Below are 12,479 nucleotides of genomic sequence, written 5' to 3'. Positions count from 1 at the left end.
CTGCCCGTTCCGGTCCGCCGGGGCGGGCAGTACGCGTTTGCGGGGGAGGGGCTGCTCGAGGCCGGTGCCACCCGCCGAGGTGAGATGCCCCGGGCGTCAGCCGCGCTCCGGGAGGATCCGGCAGCCGAAGGGGTGGGCGCTCGCCTCGGCGGCGGCCAGGTCGCCGTCGCCCGCACGGATCGCCTCCACCAGCCGGGCATGGTCCATATGCGCCTCGGGCCGCAGCTCCTCGCCCACGTCGGCCCGCAGGAAGTCGCGCAGCACACCCCCGAGGTCGGCGTAGATCTCGGCCAGTACCTCGTTGTGCGAGGCCGCCACGATCGCCATGTGCAAGGTCGCGTCCGCCTCCACGAAGGCCTCCGCGCCGCCGGACTCCCAGGCCCGCTCGCGCCGCTCCAGCAGGTTGTCGATCTGCCGCAGGTCCTGCGCGGTGCGACGCTGCGCGGCGAGCCGGGCGGCCGTCGCCTCCAGGGCGCTGCGCAGCTCGGCGACGTGGCCGGGCTCGGCCGCCGCGAACCGGCGGTTCATCACCCCGGCCAGTTCGCTGGTCGCCACCACGTACGTGCCCGAGCCCTGCCGGATGTCCAGCAGCCCGTTGTGCGCCAGCGCCCGTACGGCCTCGCGGACGGTGTTGCGGGCCACCCCGAGCTGCTCGACGAGCGCCGGCTCGGTCGGGATCCGGGATCCCACCGGCCATTCGCCGGACGTGATCTGGGCGCGCAGCTGCGCGATCACCTGGTCGGCCAGCGCGGACCGGCGGGGCGAGGTCAGAGGCATGGCTGCGCTCCGGGGTGAAGGTGCGGACGGACGGCGGCGCGGCGCCCGGCGGACCCTGCCGGTCCCCGGCGCGGACCGGCACAGCAGAGGCTATCGACATCGGCTGGACAAGCATTCATCCCATGATTCTATGATGGCGTCTATGGCAGACGACGACCTCGCGACCCTCGGACCCGCCGCCGAGCCCCGTACGACCCCCGCCCCCCGGCCCGCCGACGGCGCCGGACACCCGCAGCCGGGCCCCGCAGAAGCCGCCCCGGAGGCCCTCCCGGCGACCGGGCCGGCCGGCCGCTGGCTGCCGCGGATCGTGATCGCCGGTCTCGTCCTCGTCGCGCTCAACCTCCGCCCGGCCATCACGAGCCTCGGCGCCCTCCTGGAGGAGGTCCGCGACGGCCTCGGTATGAGCGGCACCGTCGCCGGGCTGCTGACCTCCGTACCCGCGCTGTGTTTCGCCGCCTTCGGCTTCGTCGCGCCCCGGCTGGCCAGGCGCTGGGGGCCGGGCGCGGTCGTCTGCGCCGGTATGGCGGCGATCGCCGTGGGTGTCGCGGTACGCCCGTACGCCGGCGGCACCGGCGGCTTCCTCGCGGCCAGCGCGCTGGCCCTGGCCGGCATCGCGGTCAGCAACGTCCTGATGCCGGTCGTCATCAAGAGCTGGTTCGCCGACCGGGTCGGCTCGATGACCGGGCTCTACTCCATGGCGCTGGCCCTGGGCACCTCGCTCGCCGCGGCCCTCACCGTCCCCATGACCGATGCGCTGGGCGGCAGTTGGCGGACGGGTCTGGCGGTGTGGGCGGTGCTCGCCGCGGCCGCCGTGCTGCCCTGGCTCGTGGTGGTACGCCGGCGCAGGGCCGCCGCCGCACCGGCCACGGACGCCGCGGCAGGCGCCGGGGAAGCCCCCCTGCGGATCACCTCGTCGCCGACCGCCTGGGCGCTGGCCGTCTTCTTCGGCCTCCAGGCCACCGCCGCGTACATCACGATGGGCTGGATGCCGCAGATCTTCCGGGACGCCGGGGTCTCGGCGGGCACCGCGGGGGTACTGCTGGCGGTCACCATGGCGATGGGCGTCCCGCTCTCCTTCGTCCTGCCGCGGCTGGCGTCCCGGATGCGGCATCAGGGCCCGCTCGCGGTGCTGCTGGGCCTCTGCGGCCTGGCCGGCTACGCCGGACTGTGGCTGGCACCGGCCGCCGGCGCCTGGGCCTGGGCGCTGCTGATGGGCATCTCCAACTGCGCCTTCCCGCTGGCCCTGACGATGATCGGGATGCGCTCGACCAGCTCCGCCGGGGTCGTCAAGCTCTCGGCCTTCGCGCAGAGCGTCGGCTATCTGATCTCCATACCCGGACCGCTGCTGGTCGGCACGCTCTACCAGCACAGCGGCGGCTGGGGGCTGCCGATCGCCCTGATGGCAGGGCTGATGGTGCCGCAGATCGCGGTGGGGGTGCTGGCCGGCCGGGACCGGCGCATCGAGGACGAGAGCTGAGTGCGACACTGGGCGGTATGCCAGTGCTCGAACCGAATCCGCAGGGCGGCCAGAAGAAGCTGCTCCTCGTCCTGGGCGCCATGCTCGGCGTGACCGTCCTCGTCGCGATCATCGCGAGTATCGCCGCACCCTAAGCGTTACGGGACAACCCTTAGGGCTGTCCCGGCGGACCGCTGCCGAGGTCCCGCGCGGGGCGGGTAGGGGGTATCCCCACCATCCCCTAGGGGGCCCGGGTCAGGGGTAAGTGGGTGGTTTCCCGGGTGGGAACGGCCGCCGGAGATCCGTAGCTTCGAAGGACACCGCACGCCGCGGTGGGCGCCGCAGCCGCGGCCGCGCAGCCCTTCGAGCCGCCCCGGAGGCGATCCGCATGTCCGCCGCGTCCAGACGGTCACCCTCAGCCAAGGACCCCGGCCGGCGGACGCGGCTGCCGTGGTGGGCGCCCGCGCTCCCGGTGGTCTCCTTCACGGCCTTGCTGGTGCTCGCCGCGAGCCCCGCAGCGGCGAGGGCCGCGAGCACCCCGCAGGGCCTGCCCCCGCTGCTGGAGCTCCTGGCCCAGATCCTCCGCGCCGGTGCCTGGTGACCGCCCGCGCCCGCGCGTAACCCAGCAGGGGGAGCACTTCAACACCCCGCGCCCCGCGCCGCCTTTCGTGCGAAGCTGGGACGCATGAGCGCCGATACACCCCGCCGGATTGTCCTTCTCCGACACGCCAAGGCCGAATGGTCGGAGACCAGCGATCATGAGCGTCCGCTCGCCGAGCGCGGCCGCAAGGATGCCCCGGTCGCCGGCCGCTGGCTGGCCGGAGCCGGGATCACCCCCGACCTGACCCTGTGCTCGACGTCAGTGCGCACCCGTGAGACCTGGAAGCTCGCCGTCCATGAACTCCCGCAGCGACCCAAGACCGTCTATGAGGAGCGGATCTACGAAGCCTCCCTGGGCGAGCTCATCGCGCTGCTGAACGAGACCTCCGACGACGTGACCGACCTGATGCTGGTCGGGCACAACCCCGGCGTGCACGCCCTCGCCGATGCGCTCTCCGGCGACGCCGAGGGCGATCTGCTGCCGCGGATGAACCGCAGCGGCTTCCCGACGGCCTCCCTGGCCGTGCTCTCCTTCAGCGGTCCCTGGAAGTCCCTCGAGCACGGCGTCGGACGGCTGGTCGCCTACTGGACGCCGCACGAGTGATCCCGCCGCCCCGGCGCACGAAGCGTGCGGGGCAGCGGCAGGACGCGACGAGGGCCCCGGCTGTCTCTGCCGGGGCCCTCGTGCGTGCGGAGTCGCTGCTCAGCAGGGGTACGCCGTGCCCGGGTCGTCCGGGCCGGGGCGTTCACCCGACGTGGGTGTCCGCCGCCTCGACCTCTTCGCGGGTGATGCCCAGCAGATACAGCACGGTGTCCAGGAACGGCACATTCACCGCGGTGTGCGCCGCCTCCCGCACCACCGGCTTGGCGTTGAAGGCGACACCGAGCCCGGCCGTGTTGAGCATGTCGAGATCGTTGGCGCCGTCGCCGATCGCCACGGTCTGCGCGAGCGGCACCCCGGCCTGCTGCGCGAACTCCCGCAGCAGCCGCGCCTTGCCTGCCCGGTCCACGATGTCGCCGGTGACCCGCCCGGTGAGCTTGCCGTCGACGATCTCCAGAGTGTTGGCCGAGGCGAAGTCCAGCCCCAGCTCCTCCTTGAGTGCATCGGTGACCTGTGTGAAACCGCCCGAGACGACGCCGACTTGGTAGCCGAGCCGCTTGAGGGTGCGCACCAGGGTGCGGGCCCCGGGGGTGAGCCGTACCTCCTTGCGCACGGCCTCGACCACGGACGCGTCGAGCCCGCCGAGCAGCTCGACCCGGGCATGCAGCGACTGCTCGAAGTCCAGCTCACCGCGCATCGCGGCGGCGGTGACCTCCGCGACCTCGGCCTCACAGCCGGCGTGCGCCGCGAACAGCTCGATGACCTCGTCCTGGATGAGCGTCGAGTCGACGTCCATCACGACCAGCCGCTGCGCCCGGCGCTGGAGCCCGGCCGCCACCACCGCGATGTCCACCCCGAGCTGTGCGGCCTCGGGGGCCAGCACCGTGCGCAGCGCCTCGGTCGCCGCACCGGAGACCGCGAACTCGACTGCGGTCACCGGATACTTGGCAAGCCGGAAGATCCGGTCGATGTTGCCGCCGCTGGCCGTTATGGCGGCGGCGATCGCGGCCGCGGTCTCCGCGGTGAGCGGATGCCCCAGCACGGTGACGTGCGAACGTCCGGTGCCGCGCGGACGGTTGTCGCCCCGGCCGGAGATGATCTCCGCCTGGAGGTTCAGCGACTCGGCCCAGCTGTGCACGGTGGCCCGCAGGTCGCCCTCGGAGGAGCCGGTGGTGCCCTGGGCGGGGGAGGGGGAGGTGACCAGTGCGCACAGCGTGATGCGTCCCCGGGTCACCACCTGTTCGATGTCCACGACATCGACGGAGTAGGCAGCGAGGGTGTCGAAGAGACCTGCGGTGATGCCGGGCCGGTCCTTCCCGAAGATCTTGACGAGAAGGGTCGGTACGTCATCGCCCGGTACGGCGGTGGCAGGCGGGATCTGCGATGCGCTCATGGTGCCCTTACGGTAACCGCCGGGCGATCGCGTCCGTACGCGTGTCCGGGGTTCGGACCGGCACGGCCCGGTGGCGCCGCGCCCGCACCCCCGCCGCCTCCGGGCCCGGCGCCCCGTCGATCGTTATGGAGTCGTGTCCGGGCGCCGGGCCAGGGGCACCCGCTCCGGTGCGCCAACACCCTTGCCGTGGTGACGGGTTCGGCACGTTCACGGAACGCGACCGCGACGGACCGCGCCGTCGGTCAGGTATTTCATCCGTTTCCTCCCATGATGCGGCCTCCGGGGCGGACGTGCAGGACATCCCCGGCGGGCGCTGCCGCTCCCCGCCGCAGCCCGCTCCGTCCGGAACACCCGTAATCCGGTGATCCCTGCCCATCCATGGGTTCTTCCCGTGCTCCGGGGGAGTTTGACGGGCACCGCAGCGAGCCCCTCGCACCCCGGTCCCGTCCCGGTTTCCGGTCGGAGGGCCGAGCCTGAAATAGTTCCTCACGATGTTCGCCATCCCTAGACTTCCCATACAGGGCGTCACTCGGGGGACTATGTAATGGGGCATGGAGTGCCTGAACTCGTACTCGAATTGAACGGCAGGACCTGGACGCTCGACCCGTCCCGGTCCTACAACGTGGGGCGTGATCCGCAGGGCGACATGGTGCTCGACGACGCCAGGGTCTCCTGGCGGCACGCCACCGTGCGCTGGGCCGGGCGCGGCTGGATCATCGAAGACCAGGGCAGCACCAACGGCACGTACGTCCAGGGCCAGCGGATCCACCAGATGGAGATCGGCCCCGGCTCGACCGTGCATCTGGGGAATGCCACCGACGGTCCCCGGGTGACCCTGTCCGCCGGGGCGCCGGCCGCCGACGCCTTCAGCGCACAGCCCGCGATGGCGCCGCAGCAGCAGGCCGCGCAGGGCCGGCAGGCGCCGCCCGCGCACCAGCCGCCGCCCGCCCAGCAGGGCTGGCAGGCGCCGCCGCAGGGCGGGCAGCAGCCCTACGTCCCGCCACAGCAGGCCCAGCAGCCTCCACAGGCCCAGCAGCCTCCACAGGCCCAGCAGCCTCCGCAGCAGGCCCGGCAGGTCCAGGAACGCCCCGCGCAGAACGCGGGCGGCGCGCCGGTCCACGGTGACCGCAGCCCGACCACGTTCCACCGCCTCGACACGGGCCGGGTGATGCGCATCGGCCGTGCGCTGGAGAACGAGCTGGTCGTCTCCGACCTCCAGGTCTCCCGCCACCACGCCGAGTTCCGTGCCACCCCCGACGGCCGTTTCGAGATCCACGACCTCGGCAGCCACAACGGCACGTACATCAACGGCCAGCCGGTCCCCAAGTCCGGCAAGGCGCCGGTCGGCCCGAACGACATCATCGGCGTCGGCCACTCCACCTTCCGGCTGGTCGGCGACCGCCTGGAGGAGTTCGTCGACACCGGCGAGGTCTCCTTCTCGGCCCGCCACCTCACGGTCACCGTCGACGGCGGCAAGCAGATCCTCAAGGACGTCTCCTTCGGCGTCCCCGAGAAGTCGCTGGTCGCGGTCATCGGCCCCTCCGGCTCCGGCAAGTCGACGCTGCTCAAGGCGCTGACCGGCTACCGCCCCGCCAACCAGGGCGATGTCCTCTACGACAACCGGAACCTCTACAAGCAGTTCGCCGAGCTGCGCCAGCGGATCGGTCTGGTTCCGCAGGACGACATCCTGCACAAGGAGCTGACCGTCCAGAAGGCCCTCAAGTACGCGGCCAAGCTCCGCTTCCCCGGCGACACCGCGGAGGCCGAGCGCGAGGCCCGGATCGACGAGGTGCTGCACGAGCTCAAGCTCCACGTCCACAAGGACAAGAAGGTCACCTCGCTCTCCGGCGGCCAGCGCAAGCGCGTGTCGGTGGCCCTGGAGCTGCTGACCAAGCCGTCTCTGATCTTCCTGGACGAGCCGACCTCGGGTCTCGACCCGGGCATGGACCGCGATGTCATGCAGCTGCTGCGCGGCCTCGCCGACGACGGCCGTACGGTCCTGGTCGTCACGCACTCGGTGGCCGAACTCGGCCTGTGCGACAAGCTGCTGGTGATGGCGCCGGGCGGCGGCGTGGCCTACTTCGGCCCGCCCGAGGAAGCGCTCAACTTCTTCCAGTACGACTCCTGGGCGGATGTCTTCTCGGCGTTCGAGAACTACCGCGACTACGACTGGATGGGGCGCTGGCGCGGCTCCCCGCACTACCAGATGTACGCCGCGGACATCGACGCCGTCGCCCCGCAGTCGGTCAATGTCCAGGTGCCGCCGGCCCGGATACAGAAGTCCCAGAGCTGGGGCTCGCAGCTGTGGACGCTGATGCGCCGCTACGTCTCGGTGCTCGCCTCCGACCGGGGCTTCCTGGGCCTGATGCTGATCCTGCCCGCGGTGCTCGGTGTGGTCTCGATGCTGATCCCCAGCGATTACGGTCTCGGCTACGGCCCGGTCAACAAGAGCCGCACCAACCGCGACGCGAGCACGATCATGCTGATCCTCGCGGTCGGCATGTGTTTCTCGGGCGCCGCCAACTCGGTCCGTGAGCTCATCAAGGAACGGGTCATCTACGAGCGCGAACGGGCCACCGGTCTGTCGCGGTCGGCGTATCTGATGTCCAAGGTGATCGTGCTCGGCGTGGTCACGGCCTTCCAGGGCGTGATCATCGCGGCGATCGGTTTCTCCACCCGGAACATGCCCGACGAGGGCCTCGTGGTGGCGAAGGCCCCGGCCATCGAGATGGCGCTGGCGATCATCGCGCTCGGCTTCACCTCGATGATGTTCGGCCTGATCATCTCCGCACTGGTCAAGACCGCCGAGAAGACCATGCCGCTGCTGGTCATGTTCGCCATCGTCCAGGTCGTCTTCACCGGCGTGCTCTTCCAGCTCTTCGACACCGTGGGCGTCGCCCAGTTCGCCTGGCTGATGCCGTCGCGCTGGGCCGTCGCCGCGATGGGCGCGACCGCCGATATGAACACGCTCCTGCCGTGGGAGCCGGGCAACCCGGACCCGCTGTGGAAGCACCAGACCGGCGTCTATGTGATGGACATGATCATCCTGATCAGCCTGGGCATCGCGCTCGCCTTCGTCGTCGCGCGGCTGCTGCGCCGCCACGAGCCGGAGGTCATGCGCAAGTAGCGCCCTGCCGTATCCATGGCGCGCCCGAGGGGCGGCACCCGGTACCGGGTGCCGCCCCTCGGCGGTGTGCGCGACTGCGGACTGCCTGAACCGTCGGCTCAGTAGGCCGAGTTGACGTTGTCCATCGAGCCGTACTTGTCGGCCGCGTAGTTGCAGGCGGCGGTGATGTTGGCGACCGGGTCGTAGGCGTTCCAGGAGGTGCCCTCGACGTGGTACGCCTTGAAGGTCGGGGCGATCACCTGGAGCAGGCCCTTGGAGGGGACGCCGTTGATGGCGTTGATGTCCCAGTTGTTGATGGCCATCGGGTTACCGCTGGACTCCCGCATGATGTTGCGGTGGATGCCCTCGTACGAGCCGGGTATGCCCTTCTTGGCCATGATGTCCAGCGACTCGCGGATCCAGCCGTCCAGGTTGTCCGGGTAGGTCTTCTTGGCGGGCTTCGCGACCGGCTTCGCGACGGGCTTCGCGACCGGCTTCGCAGCGACCGCCTTCGGCGCGGCGGCGGGGATCGCGGTGCGTACGGCGGCCCGGTTCGCGGCAGCCTTCGCCGCGCGCGCCTTCTCGGCCTTCACTGCCGCGGCCTTCTTGGCGGCGACCTCGGCCTTGCCCTCGGCGGCGGAGTTCTCGGCCTGCTTGGCGATCGTGGCCTGCTGGGCCTTGGCGGCGGTACCGACCGCGCTGAAGGCAACCGGCTGGACGTTCTCGACGGCGGTGGCCTGGCTCTTGCCCTGATCGGCGTCGGCACCGGGAACGACGGTGAAGACCAGAGCGGCGGCACCGGCTGCGGCGACACCGGCGACGGAGAGCTTGTGCGTCCGGGTCAGGCGGCGGAGACCAGAAGTGGCGTGCTGAGGCATGGCAGGACAGACCTTCCGATGGGGGGACGACGCACGGGCCGAGAGCGGTGGCAAACGCCGTATTCCGATCACGGCGCCGAGCGACGGGAGCCATTCTTAGCGGCAGGAAATTCCCCCGGCAAAGGTGTGACGTACGATGCTGGTTAGTGGAACCAGGGTGGCGGATATTGCATCCCGAATAAGACTTTCCCAGCTCATGCACTATTCGGGGGTCCACTAACCCGGCTCGTAAGTGACCTGCGTCCTATGCGCGGCGTCACAGTGTGAAGACTTTTGTTTCGCCGGACGTAATTGCAAATGCACAGTCCGTATGCGTCGGATCTCCACGATGCCCTGGTCGAGCGACGTGCGAATCGGATCGAGCCTTTCGCATTCCGGCGCCGGACGGCCCACCGGCTCCTCGCCCCGTACGAATGCCGCGGCTGCTGGTGCGCGCCGGACCGCGCGGTGGCCGCGTCGGCGATCGTGGCCCCCTCGGTCCGGCAGCACCAGATGCAGAGCGCGGTGAGCGGACCGCCCACCGCCCGCACCTCGCGATGCGGCATCACGACAGGATCCGTCCAGCCCGCCGCGGCCCGTACCGGCCCTGGAGTCCACGCCGGTCGCCGACTCCAGGGCCCCGTACGGCCGTGGTCCATCGCCACGATCCGCCGGGGGAGTCCAGCGCGAACACCGACCGGTGTGCGGCCGGCGGCCGGTCCCGGTCCGTGCAGCCGTCGCGAATGGGTATCCCGTGGTGCCGCATCAGCCCCCTCACCCGGCCCCCGCTGCTCGGCCGGAACCCGGCTGCCGCCGCATGTGCTTCGACAACTACACCCTCTATCCCGATATAAGGGGGCGAATCGGACAATCCGGCATTTAGGGCATTCTCGGTATAAGGGTTTGAATCGTATGCCTGCACATTGTCGACATCCGCCGTATAAGACCTGTTCCCTGTATAAGGGGCAAGTTCTTCATACGAGGGCAGCTAGGAGGAACTGCGCAAGAGTGGCAAAGCCTCCTGGGGAAGGGAGAGCGGTGCCATCACATTCCCCTCCAGCGCAGCCCGCAGCCCGCAGCCCACGGCCCGCAGCCCGTCCACCAGCCGCACCAGCCGCACCGGCGGCTCGGCCCCCTGCACGCTCGCTTTGTTCACGCCGTCGGGCGCCGGACCGGCCGTGGCCAGGGCATTCGGCCTAGGCCGGTGGGCGTAGGCGGCAGCCGTCATCGGACCGATACGGGCTGGTCGCCCCGCCGGTACGGTGAGGCCATGACCAACGGAGCGGGAGCCGGGATCCCCGCGGTGAGCACCGCGATCCTGGCGATGAGCAGGCATCTGGAGGTGCGCGACGTCCTCAAGACGATCGTGGCCTCGGCCCGCGAGCTGCTGGACGCCGAGTACGCCGCCCTGGGCGTGCCCGACGACCACGGCGGCTTCGCCCAGTTCGTGGTGGACGGCGTCAGTGCCGAGCAGTGGAAGGCCATCGGCCCGCTGCCCCGCCAGCACGGCATTCTGGCCGCGATGCTGCACAACGCCACGCCCGAGCGGCTCGCCGACGTCCGCGAGGACCCCCGCTTCGGCGGCTGGCCGGCGGCCCACCCGGACATGTCCGACTTCCTCGGCCTGCCGGTCGCCGACGGCGACGAGATCCTCGGCGCCCTCTTCCTCGCCAACAAGCGCTGCCCCACCCCTCCCTCCCGCGGGGACGGCTGCCGCTTCACCGAGGAGGACGAGCGGCTGCTCGGGATACTCGCCCAGCACGCCGCCATCGCGCTGACCAACGCCCGTCTCTACGAGCGCAGCCGCGAGCTGACCATCGCCGGGGAGCGCGCGCGGCTCGCCCATGAGCTGCACGACGCGGTCGCCCAGAAACTCTTCTCGCTCCGCCTCACCGCCCAGGCCGCCACCGCCCTGGTCGATCGCGACCCGGCCCGCGCCAAGGACGAGCTGCACCAGGTCGCCGCGCTGGCCGCGGAGGCCGCCGACGAACTGCGGGCCGCCGTCGTCGAACTGCGGCCCGCCGGCCTGGACGAGGACGGCCTGGTCGCCACCCTTCGCTCCCAGGCCCAGGTCCTGGACCGCGCCCACTCCGCACGTGTCACCTTCGCGGCCCACTGCGTCCGGGCGCTGCCCGCCGCCCAGGAAGAGGCCATGCTCCGGGTCGCCCAGGAGGCGCTGCACAACGCCTTGCGGCACTCCGGTGCCGGACATGTCGAGGTGACCCTCACCCGGAACGGCCAGGGCGCCCTGCTGCGGATCGCCGACGACGGCTGCGGATTCGACCCCGGTACGGTCCGCCGGGCCGGCCGCCACCTGGGCCTGGTCTCGATGCGCGACCGCGCGGGCGGCGTCGGCGGAAAGCTCACCGTGAAATCGGAGCCCGGCAAGGGCACCGCTGTCGAGATGGAGGTGCCCGGTGGCTGACAAGGACAGGGACGGCGCGAGGGGCGTCCCCCCGGAGGAAGCCGGGGCGGGCTCCGGCCGTCGGTCGGCGGACGGGGGCCGGGCGATCCGCGTCCTGCTCGTCGACGATCACCAGGTCGTGCGCCGCGGACTGCGGACGTTCCTGGAGATCCAGGACGACATCGAGGTGGTGGGGGAGGCCTCCGACGGCGCGGAGGGCATCGCCGCCGCCGAAGAGCTGCGCCCCGACGTCGTCCTGATGGACGTCAAGATGCCCGGCATGGACGGCATCGAGGCGCTCCGCACGCTGCGCGAACTGGCCAACCCCGCCCGGGTGCTGGTGGTGACCAGCTTCACCGAACAGCGCACCGTCGTCCCGGCGCTGCGCGCGGGCGCGGCCGGCTATGTCTACAAGGACATCGACCCGGAGGCGCTGGCCGGCGCCATCCGCTCGGTGCACGCGGGCCATGTACTGCTCCAGCCCGAGGTGGCCGGTGCCCTGCTGGCCCAGGAGGAGAACAACGGCGGCCAGGGGCGCGGTACTTCCCTCACCGACCGGGAGCGCGAGGTGCTCGGCCTGATCGCGGACGGCCGCTCCAACCGCGAGATCGCCCGCGCCCTGGTGCTGTCCGAGAAGACCGTCAAGACCCATGTCTCCAACATCCTCATGAAGCTCGATCTCGCCGACCGGACGCAGGCCGCGCTCTGGGCCGTACGGCACGGCATCGGGGCCTGAACGCCGTACGGGAGCACCGCCGTGAGGGGTGCTCCCGTACCGTCGGCACAACCGGAATGTCGTCTTCAGATCCGAGATTCATACTGTCGTGTAGCGGTAGCCCATTCGGCGTATCCCTTCTCGGGCCGGGCCGTTGTCCAGTGCAGTCGTGGCGGCTGGCCACGGCAACGGCAACGAGGAGCTAGAGATAGTGAAGAACATCAAGCGCGCAGCGGTCCTCACGATGGCGGCGAGCGGCCTCGCCCTCGCAGGCGCCGGCGTCGCCTCGGCCCACTCCCCGCAGGCGCAGGGCGGCTCGGTGCACTCCCCGGGCATCGTCTCCGGCAACGTCATCCAGGCCCCGGTGCACGTCCCCGTGAACGCCTGCGGCCTCACCGTCACCGCCGTCGGCGCGCTCAACCCCACCTTCGGCAACCCCTGCGTCAACGTCTGACCGTCGCAGGGCCCGCCTGACCCGCGCGGCGCCATGGTCCGCGCGGGCCGGACCGGACCGGCCCCGGCACCCCTCGGGTGCGCGGCCGTCCCCCTCCCTCCACCACCGTCTTTCCG

General features: G+C 71.3%; 11 protein-coding genes. 8 read left to right on the top strand and 3 right to left on the bottom strand.

Annotated features, from left to right (window positions below; genetic code table 11):
• Positions 1-96: 96 nt before the first annotated feature.
• Complete coding sequence (locus K7C20_RS08550) at positions 97-777, bottom strand: FadR/GntR family transcriptional regulator (RefSeq protein WP_053209882.1); 681 nt, start codon at positions 775-777, stop codon at positions 97-99.
• Positions 778-919: 142 nt separating this feature from the next.
• Here K7C20_RS08550 and K7C20_RS08545 point away from each other — a divergent pair, with 142 nt between their 5' ends.
• From K7C20_RS08545 to K7C20_RS08535, 4 genes are all read left to right on the top strand, one after another.
• Positions 920-2,254 carry a CynX/NimT family MFS transporter gene (locus K7C20_RS08545; RefSeq protein ID WP_053209881.1) on the top strand — a complete coding sequence of 445 codons (1,335 nt, stop codon included), beginning with the start codon at positions 920-922 and terminating at the stop codon, positions 2,252-2,254.
• A gap of 17 nt (positions 2,255-2,271) precedes the next feature.
• Positions 2,272-2,388, top strand: coding sequence for an SGM_5486 family transporter-associated protein (locus tag K7C20_RS38965; protein WP_267959227.1), 117 nt, complete (start codon positions 2,272-2,274; stop codon positions 2,386-2,388).
• 233 nt (positions 2,389-2,621) lie between these two features.
• Positions 2,622-2,834 (top strand): hypothetical protein, encoded by a 213-nt coding sequence (locus K7C20_RS08540; protein ID WP_030087580.1) that lies wholly within the window; start codon positions 2,622-2,624, stop codon positions 2,832-2,834.
• Positions 2,835-2,918: 84 nt separating this feature from the next.
• On the top strand, positions 2,919-3,437 hold the full coding sequence (locus K7C20_RS08535; protein WP_030087582.1) for a SixA phosphatase family protein: 519 nt from the start codon (positions 2,919-2,921) through the stop codon (positions 3,435-3,437).
• A gap of 142 nt (positions 3,438-3,579) precedes the next feature.
• Here the strand turns inward: K7C20_RS08535 and serB are convergent, their stop codons facing one another.
• Positions 3,580-4,827: a phosphoserine phosphatase SerB gene (gene serB, locus K7C20_RS08530; RefSeq protein ID WP_030087584.1), complete on the bottom strand. Its 1,248-nt coding sequence runs from the start codon at positions 4,825-4,827 to the stop codon at positions 3,580-3,582.
• Positions 4,828-5,371: 544 nt separating this feature from the next.
• On the opposite strand from serB, the gene K7C20_RS08525 reads away from it, so the two are divergent.
• Positions 5,372-7,954, top strand: a complete 2,583-nt coding sequence (locus K7C20_RS08525) for an ABC transporter ATP-binding protein/permease (protein WP_053209880.1) — start codon at positions 5,372-5,374, stop codon at positions 7,952-7,954.
• A gap of 98 nt (positions 7,955-8,052) precedes the next feature.
• Here the strand turns inward: K7C20_RS08525 and K7C20_RS08520 are convergent, their stop codons facing one another.
• Positions 8,053-8,811: a transglycosylase SLT domain-containing protein gene (locus K7C20_RS08520; protein ID WP_030087590.1), complete on the bottom strand. Its 759-nt coding sequence runs from the start codon at positions 8,809-8,811 to the stop codon at positions 8,053-8,055.
• 1,249 nt (positions 8,812-10,060) lie between these two features.
• On the opposite strand from K7C20_RS08520, the gene K7C20_RS08515 reads away from it, so the two are divergent.
• From K7C20_RS08515 to K7C20_RS08505, 3 genes are all read left to right on the top strand, one after another.
• Complete coding sequence (locus tag K7C20_RS08515; protein ID WP_053209879.1) at positions 10,061-11,215, top strand: GAF domain-containing sensor histidine kinase; 1,155 nt, start codon at positions 10,061-10,063, stop codon at positions 11,213-11,215.
• An 85-nt stretch (positions 11,216-11,300) separates the two neighbouring features.
• A complete protein-coding gene (locus K7C20_RS08510) occupies positions 11,301-11,930 on the top strand; it encodes a response regulator (protein WP_030087596.1) in 630 nt (209 codons plus the stop codon).
• A gap of 190 nt (positions 11,931-12,120) precedes the next feature.
• Positions 12,121-12,363 (top strand): chaplin, encoded by a 243-nt coding sequence (locus K7C20_RS08505; RefSeq protein WP_030087604.1) that lies wholly within the window; start codon positions 12,121-12,123, stop codon positions 12,361-12,363.
• The last annotated feature ends 116 nt before the right edge of the window (positions 12,364-12,479 follow it).

This window comes from Streptomyces decoyicus, assembly GCF_019880305.1.
Classification (GTDB): domain Bacteria; phylum Actinomycetota; class Actinomycetes; order Streptomycetales; family Streptomycetaceae; genus Streptomyces; species Streptomyces decoyicus.
The sequence above is the reverse complement of the archived record's forward strand: the minus strand, read 5'-3'. Positions and strand labels throughout refer to the sequence as shown.